13 protein-coding genes and 2 pseudogenes are annotated in these 16,001 nt (G+C 30.9%); 13 read left to right on the forward strand and 2 right to left on the reverse strand.

The features are described 5' to 3' along the window. Positions 1 to 64 precede the first annotated feature (64 nt). The 10 genes from FDO66_RS04085 (at position 65) to FDO66_RS04130 (ending at position 11,738) form a co-directional block, all read left to right on the forward strand. A complete protein-coding gene (locus tag FDO66_RS04085; protein WP_141431113.1) occupies positions 65 to 1,210 on the forward strand; it encodes a glycosyltransferase in 1,146 nt (381 codons plus the stop codon). 262 nt (positions 1,211 to 1,472) lie between these two features. Further along, the gene (rfbA, locus tag FDO66_RS04090; protein WP_141431114.1) at positions 1,473 to 2,351 is read left to right on the forward strand and encodes a glucose-1-phosphate thymidylyltransferase RfbA; all 879 of its coding nucleotides are present in this window, start codon (positions 1,473 to 1,475) and stop codon (positions 2,349 to 2,351) included. Between the two features lie 20 nt (positions 2,352 to 2,371). Continuing rightward, the gene (gene rfbC / locus FDO66_RS04095; RefSeq protein ID WP_141431115.1) at positions 2,372 to 2,932 is read left to right on the forward strand and encodes a dTDP-4-dehydrorhamnose 3,5-epimerase; all 561 of its coding nucleotides are present in this window, start codon (positions 2,372 to 2,374) and stop codon (positions 2,930 to 2,932) included. A 4-nt stretch (positions 2,933 to 2,936) separates the two neighbouring features. After that, entirely contained in the window at positions 2,937 to 3,785 is an 849-nt protein-coding gene (gene rfbD / locus FDO66_RS04100) for a dTDP-4-dehydrorhamnose reductase (protein WP_141431116.1), read from the forward strand. After that, on the forward strand, positions 3,786 to 4,811 hold the full coding sequence (gene rfbB, locus FDO66_RS04105) for a dTDP-glucose 4,6-dehydratase (protein WP_141431117.1): 1,026 nt from the start codon (positions 3,786 to 3,788) through the stop codon (positions 4,809 to 4,811). Between the two features lie 111 nt (positions 4,812 to 4,922). Next, positions 4,923 to 5,837: a glycosyltransferase family 2 protein gene (locus tag FDO66_RS04110; RefSeq protein WP_141431118.1), complete on the forward strand. Its 915-nt coding sequence runs from the start codon at positions 4,923 to 4,925 to the stop codon at positions 5,835 to 5,837. Positions 5,838 to 5,992: 155 nt separating this feature from the next. Next, positions 5,993 to 7,051: a glycosyltransferase family 4 protein gene (locus tag FDO66_RS04115; protein ID WP_141431119.1), complete on the forward strand. Its 1,059-nt coding sequence runs from the start codon at positions 5,993 to 5,995 to the stop codon at positions 7,049 to 7,051. Between the two features lie 45 nt (positions 7,052 to 7,096). Continuing rightward, entirely contained in the window at positions 7,097 to 8,158 is a 1,062-nt protein-coding gene (locus FDO66_RS04120) for a glycosyltransferase (RefSeq protein WP_141431172.1), read from the forward strand. Between the two features lie 17 nt (positions 8,159 to 8,175). Further along, positions 8,176 to 9,561: a sugar phosphate nucleotidyltransferase gene (locus FDO66_RS04125; protein WP_141431120.1), complete on the forward strand. Its 1,386-nt coding sequence runs from the start codon at positions 8,176 to 8,178 to the stop codon at positions 9,559 to 9,561. A gap of 893 nt (positions 9,562 to 10,454) precedes the next feature. Further along, positions 10,455 to 11,738: a cellulase family glycosylhydrolase gene (locus FDO66_RS04130; RefSeq protein ID WP_181444438.1), complete on the forward strand. Its 1,284-nt coding sequence runs from the start codon at positions 10,455 to 10,457 to the stop codon at positions 11,736 to 11,738. Between the two features lie 321 nt (positions 11,739 to 12,059). Here FDO66_RS04130 and FDO66_RS04135 read toward each other — a convergent pair whose 3' ends face one another. Continuing rightward, positions 12,060 to 12,350 (reverse strand): transposase, encoded by a 291-nt coding sequence (locus tag FDO66_RS04135; protein WP_258535565.1) that lies wholly within the window; start codon positions 12,348 to 12,350, stop codon positions 12,060 to 12,062. Between the two features lie 8 nt (positions 12,351 to 12,358). On the opposite strand from FDO66_RS04135, the pseudogene FDO66_RS04140 reads away from it, so the two are divergent. The 3 genes and pseudogenes from FDO66_RS04140 to FDO66_RS04150 all read left to right on the forward strand — a co-directional run. After that, positions 12,359 to 12,501: pseudogene (locus FDO66_RS04140) on the forward strand (ATP-binding protein); the annotation flags it as partial. A gap of 202 nt (positions 12,502 to 12,703) precedes the next feature. Continuing rightward, entirely contained in the window at positions 12,704 to 14,059 is a 1,356-nt protein-coding gene (locus FDO66_RS04145) for an O-antigen ligase family protein (protein ID WP_141431122.1), read from the forward strand. 29 nt (positions 14,060 to 14,088) lie between these two features. Further along, positions 14,089 to 15,239 (forward strand): annotated as a pseudogene (locus FDO66_RS04150) (IS3 family transposase). A 221-nt stretch (positions 15,240 to 15,460) separates the two neighbouring features. On the opposite strand, the gene FDO66_RS04155 reads toward FDO66_RS04150, so the two are convergent. Further along, positions 15,461 to 15,982, reverse strand: a complete 522-nt coding sequence (locus tag FDO66_RS04155; RefSeq protein ID WP_141431123.1) for a nucleotidyltransferase family protein — start codon at positions 15,980 to 15,982, stop codon at positions 15,461 to 15,463. Between the last annotated feature and the right edge of the window lie 19 nt (positions 15,983 to 16,001).

Genomic DNA, 16,001 nt, shown 5'->3' on the forward strand with positions numbered 1-16,001 from the left:
CTTTGACTAGAATAAGTTCATGAAGATAGTATGGCAAATTTTAATTATAAAGGAGTAGAAGATATTGGATGTTTGTATTATAAACGAGGCTTTTAATATGGGTGGAGTAGAAAGAGTAGTAATAGAGATGGCCAACTATATGAAGAGAAAGGGAAATAAAGTTTCATTAGTTGATTTTTCAGGAGTAAATTCTTTTTACTATGAAGTGGAGAAGGGTATCAAAATACCTCATGTTATTCGCCCAATAAATTTCAAAAGAAAATTGATAAAAAGAGCTTTATATTTTAAATACAAAGTTAACAAAAACTCACTCAATATATTTCAAATGTTTAAAGAACAAACTGAAGATTTAATTGAGTACCTAAGTAATAGTAAACACGAGATCCTCATATTGTGTCAAGGAGTTTTAACTGCTCTAATTCCAATATTAAAAAAAAGGGTTCCTAATATAAAAATTGTTGCTTGGCAGCATAACGACTTTGATGTCTATACTTCTAAATATTATAAAGAGTTTATACTTGATTATAAGTTAGGGGTAGAAAAAGCAGACTTAGTTGTTTGCTTAACAGCTAATGATTTAGAAAAATTTAAAAAATTAAATACAAAATCATGTTTTATTTATAATCCATTAACTATTTCAGATCCACAAATAAGTACTTTAAATCATAAGAATATTATTTTTGTAGGACGTTTATTAATTCAGCAAAAAGGACTTGATTTTTTAATTAAAATTGGGCATGAGTTAGAAAATGGTTGGAGAATATTAGTGGCAGGGGAGGGTCTAGATAAAGAGAAATTTAGAAATATGATTTCAGAAAATGAATTAGAAGAAAAAATTATTTTAAAGGGATCTTTAAAAAGTAAGGAATTAGGTAAATTTTACTCATCAGGATCAATATTTATTTCAACTTCAAGGTGGGAAGGTTTTGGTCTGGTCATTACAGAAGCAATGGCTTGTGGATTACCAATAATTAGTTTTAGTAATAGTGGACCTAAAGAGATTTTGAATAATGGGACTTATGGAATTCTTATTAATGATTATGATATTAACCAATTTATTGATAAATTAAAAAATTTAATAATAAAAAAAGAAAGCAGAGAATACTTCCAGAGTTTGAGTCTTGAAAGAGTAAAAGATTTTAAGATGGATGTAATAATAAGGGAATGGGAGACTAATTTAAATAAACTATTAAAAAGTACCTACTCTTAATTAAATAATTATTTTTATATCATATAAGATAGGTTAAACAACATATAAATTCTACTCTATTTAATAGATTGGTCAGTATATGAAAATTGAAGTAATAACTAAAAAAACAAACTTATATTCTTTATTTCTAGAAATAAAGAATCCAGTATTTATTATTATATATTTACAAAATAGGTAAAGTTGTGGAATTAAAGGGAAAATAGATTGATTAATATATTAAAATTCATTTTGAAATTTTATTGCACATGAGGAGCTGTTAGTTGTGAAAGGAATAGTTTTAGCCGGTGGTAGTGGAACTCGCTTATACCCATTAACGATGGTTACAAGTAAGCAATTATTACCAATTTATGATAAGCCTATGATTTTCTATCCTTTGTCTACACTAATGCTAGCTGGAATTAGAGACATACTAATTATATCAACTCCAGAGGATACTCCACGTTTTGAAGCATTATTAGGTGACGGATCTCATTATGGCATTAACCTCGAGTATAAGGTTCAGCCAAGCCCGGATGGGTTAGCCCAAGCCTTTATTATTGGTGAAGAATTTATTGGTGATGATTCAGTAGCAATGATATTAGGTGATAATATCTATTATGGCAGTGGTATGCGAAAAATTCTTCAAAGAGCAGCTCAAAAAGAAAGTGGAGCTACAGTGTTTGGCTATCATGTACAGGATCCTGAAAGATTTGGTGTAGTTGAATTTGATGAAAATGGAAAAGTATTAAGTGTTGAAGAGAAACCAAAAGAACCTAAATCAAATTATGCTATAACAGGTTTATATTTCTATGACAATCGAGTTGTTAATATCGCTAAGAATATTGAACCTTCTGATCGAGGGGAGCTTGAAATTACATCTGTAAATGAAACCTATTTAGGATTAGGTGAGCTAAACGTTGAACTCCTCGGAAGAGGATTTACTTGGCTTGATACCGGTACACACAAAAGTTTGGTAGATGCTACCAATTTTGTTAGCACTCTTGAAGAACATCAAGGAATTAAGATAGCTGCATTAGAAGAAATTGCTTTTATAAATGGCTGGATTGAAAAAGAGCAGCTAATAGACTCTGGGAAGTTATTTGCTAAAACTGGGTATGGGCAATATTTATTGAAAGTGGCAAATGGAGATATTAAATACTAGTTTAAGAGAAGGTGCAAATAGTGGAAGTAATTGAAACGAACTTGCAGGGTGTAAAAGTGATTGAACCAAAAGTGTTTGGTGATCATAGAGGTTGGTTTATGGAAACATACAGTGAAAAACAATTTCAACAGTCAGGAATTAATCAAATTTTTGTTCAAGACAATCAATCTTTTTCTTCCCAAAAAGGTACATTACGTGGATTACACTATCAATTAGATCCAAAAGCGCAATCGAAGCTTGTCCGCTGTACAAAGGGTGCGATATTTGATGTAGCGGTAGATATTAGAAAAGGAAGTCCTACATACGGAAAGTGGTTTGGGATTGAGTTGAGTGCAGAGAATAAAAAGCAATTACTAATCCCAAGAGGCTTTGCCCATGGGTTTATGACTTTAACGGATGATGTTGAGGTTCAATATAAGGTAGATGAGCTTTACGCACCTGAATGTGATCGGGGTATCATTTGGAATGACCCAGCAATTGGTATTGAATGGCCTATGGAAATTATACCTGTTTTATCAGCAAAGGATGAAAAAGCACCTACTTTAGAAGAGGCAGAACATAACTTTTTCTATGAGGAGTAATGAAATGAAAATATTAGTGACAGGCTATTCAGGACAGCTGGGATTTGATGTCGTTCGTGAAGGATTAAGTCGTGGATTAAACATGGTAAGTAGTAAAGATTTAGATATAACTAAAGAGCAAGATGTTTACCATTTAGTTCATGAGATAAAACCAGATGCCATCATCCATTGTGCAGCATATACGGCAGTTGACAAAGCAGAAGATGATCAGGAAAACTGTTGGAATGTTAATGTAGAAGGAACAAAATACTTAGTTAATGCAGCAAAGGAATTAAATGCAAAATTCATGTATATAAGTACAGACTATGTATTTGATGGAAAAGGTGAAGCTCCATTTATTGAAACTGATCCATCTGGTCCTATAGGCTACTACGGATTAACAAAATATGAGGGTGAAAAACTGGTACAGTCTCTCTTAGAGGAATGGTTTATTGTTAGAATTTCATGGGTGTTCGGAATTAATGGGAATAATTTCATAAAAACTATGCTTCGATTAGCTGAAAACCGTACTGAGCTGAATGTTGTAGGAGATCAATATGGTTCTCCAACCTATACTTACGATCTCTCTAGATTATTAATTGATATGATAAAGAGCAAGAAATATGGTATTTACCATGCCTCGAATGAAGGGTTCTGCAATTGGGCGCAATTTACAGAAGAAATATTTAAACAAGCAAATAAAAATGTGACGGTGCACTCCATTACATCTGAAGAATATCCGACACGAGCAGTTAGACCGAAAAACTCACGAATGTCTAAACAAAAGCTTGTTGAACAAGGTTTTGTACCACTTCCAAATTGGCAAGACTCACTTAAACATTATTTAAATGAATTAAAACAAGAGGTGAAATAAATGACTAAGAAAAAGATTCTTGTAACAGGTGGAGCGGGATTTATTGGCGGAAACTTTGTCCAATATATGGTTAATAAATATCCTCAATATGATATATATAACTTAGATTTATTAACTTATGCAGGAGATTTAACAAAACATAAAGAGATTGAAAAAGCAGACAATTATCATTTCATTAAAGCAGATATAGCAGATCGAGATGCAATATTCACTTTGTTTGAGAAAGAAAACTTTGATTATGTTGCCCATTTTGCAGCTGAAAGTCATGTAGACCGATCCATTACCGATCCAGAATCTTTTGTACGTACGAATGTTCTAGGTACTCAAGTTTTATTAGATGCGGCAAAAGCTAATGGTATTACGAAATTTGTTCATGTTTCCACAGATGAAGTCTATGGAGAATTAGATTTTGATCTAACCACTTTTTTCACAGAAGAAACACCACTTCAACCTAATAGTCCCTACAGTGCAAGTAAAGCATCTTCCGATTTAATAGTCCGTGCGTACCATGAAACATTTGGATTACCAATAAATATTACTCGTTGCTCCAATAATTATGGTCCTTACCATTTTCCTGAAAAGTTAATCCCATTGACCATTTCTCGAGTACTTAATGATCAAAAAGTTCCTGTTTATGGTGATGGAAAAAATATTCGTGATTGGTTACATGTATTAGACCATTGTGCTGCAATTGATTTGGTTCTACATGAAGGACAAATTGGTGAAGTTTATAATGTTGGGGGACATAATGAAAGAACAAATCTAGAAGTAGTAAAAACGATTATAAAAACACTAGATAAATCAGAAGATTTGATAGAGTATGTAACAGATCGTTTAGGCCACGATAAACGCTATGCTATTGATCCTACTAAAATGGAAAAATTAGGTTGGAAACCAACGTATACTTTTGAAACAGGAATTGCCCAAACTATTCAATGGTATCTTGATAATAAAGAATGGTGGGAAAGAATTATTAGTGGGGAATATCAAAGTTATTTTGAAAAACAATATTCATTGAAGATATAGAAGGTATATATATCAAAATAAATAAAATATACATCATTCTAATATTAAAATTATAATAATAATAAAATATCAGAAGTCGTAAAGATATTTTATAGGTGGGAATGTGAATAGATGGAGACTAATCAAAAAACTGCAATTATATTATTAAATTGGAATGCATATCAAGATACATTTGAGTGTTTGAAATCACTAGAATTATTAAATTACTCTTCTTTCCATATCTTTTTAGTTGATAATGATTCTCAAGATGATTCATTTGATTTATTAAAGGAAGATTATAGAGCTGGTATTTTTGATTTGAATATATCATTTATTCAATCTGGAAGTAATTTAGGTTTTGCTGGTGGCAATAATGTAGGTATTAAAGCGGCTATTGAAAGAGGCTTTGAATACTTCTGGCTACTCAATAATGATACTATCGTAGAAAAAAACGCATTAGACCCACTTATTGCTAAGATGGAGCAAGATAATTCTATTGGTATAGTTGGTTCTAAAATATTCTTTCATGGAAGTAATAAGATTTGGTTTGCAGGTGGTGAAATAAATAAGAAAACTGGTTTAATAAAGCATCTAGGTATTGGTGAAGATGATGATGAAAAGTATAATAAATCTATTGAAGTAGATTATATAACTGGATGTAGTTTATTAATAAAAAGAGACGTAATTCAAAATGTTGGTGTAATGAAAGAAGAGTTCTTTCTATACTTTGAAGAGACGGATTGGAATATTCGAGTAAAGAACAATGGTTACAAAATTTTTTATGTTCCTGAATCAATAATTTGGCATAAAGTTTCACAATCTACTTTAAAAGGCGAAAAATTTAGTCCGATAGTATTTTACTATACTATTAGAAATAACATATATTTAATTAATAACTATTTTAGGAAAGGCACACTTACTTTTTTCTTGTTTTTTTCATTAATAAGAATATTAAAAAATATTATTTTTAATAAATCTATAATACCAGCTCAATATGGATTTCGAGCGATGAAGGATGGATTGGCAAATAGGATGGGGAAATTGTAGTTCATTTTTCTAAAATTGCCCCTTGCTCAATAAGTACAAAGTTAGCTAAACATTAAAAATTCTAATCTTTTGCTTTCAAACTTCAATATTAACTTTTGTTAATTACTTTAACATTTTCTATATGAATTTATCTTTCTTTCAAAGGAGTAATAGGAATGGAAGTATTCATCAATGGTCGTTTTTTAACGCAGAGATTGACAGGGGTACAAAGATTTGCTAATGAAATAATAAAACGTCTTGATCAACAAACAAATATTAAATTTACAATACTAGTTCCAGCTGATTTTCAAGAAAAATCTTATTTTAAAAATATTAAAATAAAAAAAATAGGGAATCTTAATGGTCAAAAATGGGAACAAATAGATTTATTGTTGTATGTGAGAAATAAACCTTTGATTAATTTTTGCAACACTGGTCCAATATTAAAAAGAAATCAGATTGTAGTTCTTCACGATACAGCTGTGTATTCTTCTCCCCAAGGTTTTTCTCTATTATTTAAAGTATGGTATAAAATTATGTTTTTCTTTTTTAAGCAATTTACTAAAAAAATATTAACAATTTCCCAGTTTTCAAAAAATGAGTTAATAAAACATTTAAATATTAATCCTAAAAAACTTGAGCTGATTTCTGAGGGGAAGGAGCATTTTGAAAGTATAAAAGAAGATCAGACTATTTTAGAAAAATTTAATTTAGCTAAGGGAAAATATATACTAGCTGTTAGCAGTATGCATCCAAATAAGAATTTTATAGCATTAGTTGATGCTATGAAATATCTGAAAAACGAAGATTTTGAAATAGTGATTGCTGGTGGAACAAATTTGAAAGTATTCAATAGTGTAAAAATAGAAAATGAAAATATTAAACAACTTGGTTATGTCACAGACGAAGAATTAAAAGCTCTCTATATAAATGCAGGTTGCTTTGTTTTCCCATCAATTTATGAAGGGTTTGGACTGCCTCCGTTGGAAGCGATGTCTACAGGATGTCCAGTGATAGTTTCAAATTTTGGACCAATGCCTGAAGTATCTGGTGAAGCTGCTATCTATTTTGATCCTAAATCCCCCGATGAATTAGCTGAAAAAATTATTTATGTTATGAATAATGATCAAGTAAAAAAAGAATTAAAAATAAAAGGGTTAGAGCAAGCAAAAAAATTTTCCTGGCAAACTTCTGCTGATCAGTTATTAAAATATACAAAATCTCTCAAGGGATAGAATACTGGCTTTGATTAATGGAAGGAGATTTAAACTGTGAAAGTAATGCATATTGGGGAATATGTCAGAGGTGGATTAGCTACATATATAAAAGAAGTAATTAGATATCAGCAGAATTTAAAAGAGATAGACAAAATATACCTAATGCTTAGTGAAACAAATTCAGATAAAGATTTTGATCTACCTGCAGAACAATTAATGTTTTATAAATATAAAAGAAATATTAAAAATATTTTTAGTGCAATGAGACAAATTGCACATGAAATTAACCGTATTCAACCTGATATAGTGCATATTCATAGTACCTTTGCAGGTCTATTTGTAAGGTTACCACTATTCTTAAAAAGAAAAAAATATAAGGTGGTATATTGTTCCCATGGTTGGGCATTTTTAATGGAAATATCTTCTGCTAAGAGAAAAGTTTTTTCATCAATAGAAAGAATTTTGGCTATGAGAACAGATAAGATTATAAATATTTCATTACATGAACAAAATGAGTCACTTAGATTAGGATTTTCACAAAAAAAATTACAACTAATAAATAATGGAATTAATACAATTAATCGCAGTGGAACAATAGAGCTTGACTTAAATTTAAACAAAATAAATTTATTGTTTGTTGGAAGATTTGATAGACAAAAGGGGCTAGACATTTTAATTGAATTTTTTAAAACGTATCCATCTGATAATGTAAGTTTATATATCATTGGATCCGGTATATTAGAAAATAGTAATTTAGAGATACCTGAAGGTGTTGTTAATATTGGCTGGATAGACAATGAAAAACTTGATTCGTATTATCAATTATTTGATGCCGTTATTATTCCTTCCAGATGGGAAGGTTTTGGTTTAGTTGCTGTAGAAGCAATGAAAAATAAAAAAGCTATCATTGTGAGTGATAGAGGTGCTTTACCTTATTTGGCAAAAGAGGATAATGGATATGTATTTTCTTTAAATGATTTAACTACATTAAAAGAAATATTAAATTCAATAACTAAAGATGATTTAAAAGTAAAAGGAAAAAATGGATATTACTATTATTTAAATAATTTTACTAGTGAAATAATGAATGAACAAATTATTAATGTTTATAAGAAAATACTTTAGCTAAGGTGGGTGGAACAATGAAGTTAGTTTTATTATCAGGTGGATCCGGAAAACGACTTTGGCCATTATCAAACGATGCACGTTCTAAGCAATTCCTGAAAGTATTACAAAATAAAGAAAATAAATTAGAATCAATGGTTCAAAGAGTATGGGCTCAGTTAGAGAAGACAGGATTGTCAGATTCTGCCGTTATTGCGACGAGTAAATCGCAAGTAGATATGATTCAAAGTCAATTAGAAAACAAAGCAAGTTTGATTGTTGAACCTACTCGTAGAGATACGTTTCCTGCTGTTGCATTAGCATCAGCTTATATATATTCTGTTTTAGGTGCAAATGAAGATGAGGTAGTTGCAATTTTACCAGTGGATCCATATGTTGAAGATGAATTTTTTAATAGGGTAAAAGATTTAGAGCATATTGTAAAAGAAAGTCAAACTGAGCTAGCGTTAATAGGAGTTAATCCTACGTACCCTTCCTCTAAATACGGATACATTGTTCCCGAATCAAAAACTGAAAGCAATGACTATCTTTCAGTCAGTCGTTTTATTGAAAAGCCTGCTGAAAAAGACGCACTAGATCTTATAAAACATGGTGCATTATGGAATTGTGGTGTATTTGCATTCAAATTAGGTTACGTACTTTCAATACTTAAAGAAAAAGGACTACCAATTTACTTTGATGAACTTTTGGCTAATTATGATCAATTACCAAAAATTAGTTTTGATTACGAAGTAGTTGAAAAAACAGAAAAAATCGTTGTACTTCCATACGATGGTTATTGGAAAGACTTAGGGACATGGAATACATTAACTGAAGAAATAGCGACAGAAAAAATCGGTAAAGGCGCAATAAGTGAAGATAGTAAAAACATTCATTTAATTAACGAACTTGAGATTCCTATAACTGTTCTAGGAGCATCAGATCTTATAGTCGCAGCAAGTCCAGATGGTATTTTGGTTTCAGATAGAGAAGCGAGTCCACGTATAAAAGAAATAGTAGGCGAATTTGAAAACCGTCCAATGTATGAAGAACGTAGATGGGGATGGTATCGTGTATTGGATTACACAAAAATTAAGGGGGAAAATAAAGAAGTATTAACAAAAAGAATTGGAATTGATGCAGGCAAAAATTTAAGCTATCAATTACATGATTTTAGAGATGAAGTATGGACGATCATTAAAGGTGAAGGTGTATTTATCTTAAATGATACTATACATAATGTTAAACCAAGTGATGTCTTAAAAATTCATGCAGGAGACAAGCATGCTATTAAAGCAATAAATGATTTAGAAATTATTGAAGTACAAACAGGTACACAATTAATAGAAGAAGATATTGTTCGATTATTTATGGATTGGGAAGAGATAATTGGATATGTTCAAGGGGTAAATAAACAAAGCTAGTTTGCAATCTTACGATACACTTTAGCTCTATACTAAGGAAACAGAAATTACTAATAATATTCAATTGATATGTTAATAATAAAGAATGGTGAGATTATTATTATTGGGGAATATCAAATTTATATTAAAAAAGTATTTTACAAATTATTAATTGTGATAAACAGATTAATTGGCTTAAAAACTAGGCATTAAGTGAGGAAATATCTCTGCACAGTGTTTAGCATTCCTTCATTATTTTTTATACAGAACCCAATTTAAAAAGAAAATTGATATAACACACGGTTTAGATTTCTATTTTTTGTATGGTACATTCAATTCAAAAAAGAGGAGGCACAACTTTGACTTAAGGATAGCTAGAAACAGAGTAAAACACTCCGATCAAAGGGATGTGACCGTTTGTTTAATAAACACTGTTTCTCCTTATTTTAGTGATGCATATTACTGGAAATTTGATTATTAACCAAAGGATTGACTCGGAGCCTCTCTACGAACATGACTCAATTAAAAATGAAGCAAAGAGGATTAGCCTGATAAACTAAGGCTTTCATGTAAGCTTCATTGTGTGAAAAGTATGTTTCTAACTGGAGTAAGTACTCCAGTTTATCGAACATAAAGTGATTCTTCTTAATTAAGATGTTACAAGAGAATGGATAATATCTATAAGATTGTAGAAAGAGTAAACAAATTATTATAGTGAAAATATCAGAAGTACATTTTCCTCCTTTTGTTATTTTGCAAATTCTTTATCAAAGTAAATCAACTAGAATATATAAATTGAGAGTTAGGTGTAACCTTTTAACAATTGTATTATGAACTTACATCATACCGATGTTACTAAAGGTCTTATCAAAAATAGGATTTGATCTCTTAACTGAATCAGAAAGAGGATAATATTGAGACTAATTTTAAATAACAAGAAATTATCTTTATTTATATTGATATTAATATCATTGGTTGTATTGTTATCTTCTGTATTCGTGTATAAAACATGGTTTATCAAAGATTTTGAATATAAAGGATTTGATAAATATAAGAAGATCCCATTTGGATTTGGTGTAAGTATACATGAAGGCGTAACAAGAAAAGATATCCAATTAATTTCTAAGGCTGGTTTGAAATGGGTCCGTATTGATTTATTTTGGGGGAAAATTGAAACCAAAAAAGGACATTACGATTTTAAAGGATATGATGAACTTAATCAGTGGTTTAAAGAAGAAGGAATTAAACCCTACTACATTTTAGACTATTCTAACAAACTTTATGAAGAAAATAGATCCATTGTAACTAATCAAGGAAGAGAAGCTTTTGCAAATTTTGTTAATGCGGCTACAGTGAGATATAGCCATCAAGGAGTAATCTGGGAAATATGGAATGAACCTAACACTAATTTATTTTGGAATCAACAGCCCAATTATCAAGACTATGGACTTTTAGTAAAAAAAGTAGCACCAATTATAAGAAAAAATGACCCAAGTGGAAACATTGTGGCTCCAGCTTTAGCTGGAATTAATGAAAATTCACGCAAGTGGTTAAAAGCAGTTTTTGACCAAGGTATTATAAAATATATTGATGCTGTATCAGTACATCCTTATAGAGGAACTAAACCTGAAGAAGTAGTTCTTGATTATGAAAAAGTAAAAAGTCTCATAGGACTTTATACTAATAAACGTATTCCAATTATTTCAGGTGAATGGGGTTATTCTATGGTTCATAAACCTGAACACTTTACTGAAATGCAGCAAGCTGAATATTTAACAAGAATGTTTCTTGTTAATCTTCAATCAGATATTCCTATAAGTATATGGTATGATTGGAAAAATGATGGGGTTGATCCGAATAATAGGGAACATCACTTTGGTCTTCTATGGAGTAATGATGTTCCAAAATTAGCTTATATCTCATTAAAAACTCTATCTAATACCTTAGATGGGTATTATATAGATCAAAGGCTAGAGTACGGGCAACCAAAAGATTTTATCTTAAGTTTTAAAAATGAAAAGGGAAAGCAATTGTTAGCATTTTGGACAACAGAAAATACCCATTATCAAACAATTAAATACCCTTCAGGAAAAGGGAAACTTTATTCGATGATAGGGAAAAAGCAAAAAATAAAATGGAATCAAGGTCAAATTACATTGAAATTATCTTCCAGCCCCAGTTACTTAATTATTGATTAGCTAGATGGAACTTATTTGAATTATATGGATGAGCATAAGTTAGTTAAGTTTCTACTATGATAAATCGTGATGGCAGTTTCAAAAAGAAACAGTAGGTTATCCATTTTCTTCCCTGTTGACCATGCTTTGTTTCGGTGCCATTATTCTAGTAGGGCTGTAGAAAGTCAGTGTAATTTACTTTCTTGTATTTGACAATTAAAAATGGTTCTTACGATATTCTAAATGATATAGGACTCGTTTCCTTAATAGTGAAAATTTTGCACGTCTATAGAGTGTTGTAACCGTCAAGTCAAATGGTTCTTACGTAATTTTGATGAAGGGTTACGTGAGATAGAGATAGTTTTTATTATTTTTATTTTCAGAATAATATTTACAATTTATAGAGTACCCGTTTTCCAATATTTCAAGTCTTGCTCTACCATAGGTCATTCGCTTTATCGTCTTCAATCGATTGAATTGATCTTCAAGCAAACCATTACTGTATGGTGATAACAAAGCATTTCTAACTGCCTGGAGATCATTTCGTAGTCTAAGAGCATAATAATAAAAGGGATTTTTCCTACTGGATAATTGTTCTTTAAGCCATTGTAAAAAGGCTGCCACATCCCCCATTTGTATAGAATAAAAGCTCCGAGCAATGGAGTGAACAATGGGTGACCAAGGCACAACAACTGCAATTTTAGATCGTCTATTACATCGAGTTGAGGTAATTCATATGGATGGGGATAGCTTTCGAATGAAAAACAGAAAACATATATTTTAAATAGGCAAAAGTGCAAAAGGGCAATTAGCGAAAAGTGTAAAATATGACTTGACAGTTACATGCATTTTTTAACAAAGTTAAGAGCCACTAAAGTTATATGTTGATCGTTTAACATGAAATTTATTCCCCATCTTTTTATTGATACTAATAATTAATCTTTATACAATTATAATATGTACTATATAGATAAGGAGATGATGTTTTGGAGTCAAATGAAATGCTGTATGAAGTAAAGAGTAAGTATTATCATTTTATTTTTTTGTTTGTTTTACTAATATTTTTCAGTAGCTTTATCAATATTCCCTTTAATGCTTCTTTACAGCTTGCATCAATCATTTTAAGTATTTTTTACATTATTTTTATAGCCTTATCTTTTTTTCACATTATAAAGAAGGGGACAATAACAATTGATACATTTACCTTACTGTATAGTTTTCTTTTCTGTGTATATATTGTATCGTTTCTAATTAGCGAAGAAACTACATACAGAAAAATTTTATCATTGAGGGAAAATGTAATTTATTTGTTCATATCTATTTTTATATATAAGTTTTTAAAATCTGAAAAAATAATTGATAAATTACTGAAAACCATTTACAGATTAGGGTTCTTTTTTGGAGTTTTTGGTATATTTCAATTTATATTTAGACAAAAATTACCCAAAGAACTTTTAGTACCTTCTGATTACCCGTTATTTGGTTATTATGGAACAGATATAGTAAGAGCAAATGGAATGATTGGAAATATGATTATATATGGTAGTTTTATGTTGCTTTTTTACACAATATTTATTAATAAATTTTTTAATGATTTTAAATTAAAGAGTTTTTTAGCAAGTGTCGTTTCTTTCATCGCAATTATCTGCACATTTTCTCGTGCTGCCATAATTGGTTTTGCTGTTATAACTGTTGTAACAGTTTTTGTTTCTCTTTTTAAAAGAAATAATAGAATTGTGATAATATGTCTTTTCTTTAGTATTTCAATAGTGTTGATATCTTTAATATTTTTTGCAGATAGGTTAAGTAATACTTTTATTTTTAATACATTAATTACTTCTAATAATGTTAACATTCAAAGTTCTAATGAAGGGCATTTGCTTTTAATTACAGAGAGTTTAAAGTATATAAAAGATAACCCATTTTTTGGTGCAGGAATATCTACGCAGAAAGCAGGATCTCTATATTCTATTTCTCATATTCATGTTACAGACGGCGCATTTTTCGCTACCTTATTAGAAACTGGGTTAATCGGTATATCAGTGTACTCATTTTTAATTTTATATGTATTTTATATATCAATTAAAGTTAGAAAAATAAAAAAATACAAATATTTAGCAACTGGATTTTTGTATTTTAGTGTGTATAACTTCCTATTTGCTTCTTTCATTAATTCTGCTTATATTGGTCGAACTTTATTTGTTATATACTGGGCACTATTTGGGATTATTTATTCAATATATAAAATTAATAAAAATCAAATAAAATTCGTGCATAAATCGAATGTAGATATGAATACAGGAAGTGATGTTAGACTCAAAAGTAGACACGGTTTATTATAAAATTAACTTATAAAACGAGGTGTCTATGAATGAGTAGAAAAGTATTCGATGAAGACTTTAAGAGAAGCACAGTCCAGATGATGATGGAACAAAATAAGTCAGTTGCCCAGACGACAAGAGATTTAGATATTAACCCTAATACCATTCATAATTGGAAAAAGAAATATTCAAAAGAGTTCATAGAAGATGCTCTTCCGCAAATGACGGAGGATCAACAGCTAAAATCGTTTCAGAAGCGCATTCGTGACCTAGAAGAGGAGAACGCCATTTTAAAAAAGGCTATGCACTTCTTCGCGAAAGACCATCGGTAATTTACTCATTTATTTATGAGAATCGCTTCATGTACCGAGTGGAGAAGATGTGCCAAGTAATGAAAGTATCACGAAGCGGATATTACAAATGGATCGATCGCCCTGAAAGTAATCGGACGAAACATCATAAAACACTTGTGTGATTGGTCAATCGATCTTTTCTAGATTCTAGGGGGTTGTATGGAAGCCCTAAAATTGCGAAAGACCTTGAGAAGCAAGGAACAGCCGTTTCTCAAAAAACAGTAGCTCGAATTATGAAGGAAGAAGGTCTCCGATCTAAGACAGTCAAAAAGTATAAGGCGACAACGAATTCAAATCACTCATTACCCGTCTATGAAAACGAATTAAATCAAGCGTTTATAGTGGACCAGCCTCATAAGGGTCTATGCGGCTGACATTACTTACATTCCAACTTCTGAAGGTTGGCTCTATCTAGCAAGCGTAATGGACTTATATTCCCGTAAGATTGTGGGCTGGGCTGTTGATAAAACGATGACGAAAGAGCTAACCATCCAAGCCTTACAGCGGGCGTACAATCGCCAGTTGCCACCAAAGGGAGTCCTTCACCATTCGGATAGAGGAAGTCAGTATTGTTCAAAAGATTATCAGAAGAAATTGATATCCTACGGAATGGATGTAAGCATGAGCAGAAAAGGAAACTGTTATGATAACGCCTCATTGAATCATTCTACAGTATATTAAAGAAGGAATTAATCTACTTGACTAAATACAAGACTAGAGAACAGGCAAAAAAAGAAATCTATGAATATATCGAAGTATTCTATAATTCAAAAAGAATACACTCAGCCAATGGCTATTTATCACCATCTGAATACGAGCGTATGTACTTAGATGAAATAGGAAGCTGACCATCAGACATTTATTTTCCTCTTCGTTAAAGTACAGAAGCTCCACCTCTGTACTTTAACGAAGAGGCCACCAAGCGAAAGCTCGGTAGAGGAAAAAACTTAAAAAATTGTGTCTACTTTATTGACCTAATACTATCATATAAAAGGTATGTAATTCAGACAGTGTTTTAATGTTCTTATATCTCTTAACAGGAATCGATTGCTGCCATAGGTCTTCAATTTCAAGATTTGATGTATTTTTTTAAGAATATCCCAATGTAATCAATGGTTAATGGGACAGGAGAATGAGGGATCATTCGACTAAATGTATAATGATACATATAAGGTGCATAATTCCGCTCTATTGTATACCCCAATGATTTTACACACTCCACCGCCTTCTCCATATCATCCTTTCGTATCAACAAATCGATATCGGTTGTCCGTCTTGCGCTGAAATGGCCAAAGTATGTTTCGGCTAATGGAATAGTGGGGATGCCATTTGTCTCGAATGTGTCCAAAATGAGGTTTAACTGATTTTTAATGTAAAGATTATTGTAAAAAACTTGCTGGTATTCTTGCTGTAAGCGGTTTTGAAAGAAGTCGGGTGTTTGTTTGGGTCTTCCTTGCTGCTTTAACAAGTGGTATACCGTCGCTGATAGTTGGAAGTATTCAATGTCTTCTAGTACCGATTGGTAATCGTTAGGATTTTCTGGCAGTGGACAGCTTTGATCGTATAGCGCTTGAATAAATTCGATGCTCATTATGGATTCCTTCCTTTCT

The organism is Bacillus sp. 03113, from assembly GCF_006546985.1.
Taxonomy (GTDB): Bacteria; Bacillota; Bacilli; order Bacillales; family Cytobacillaceae; genus VATK01.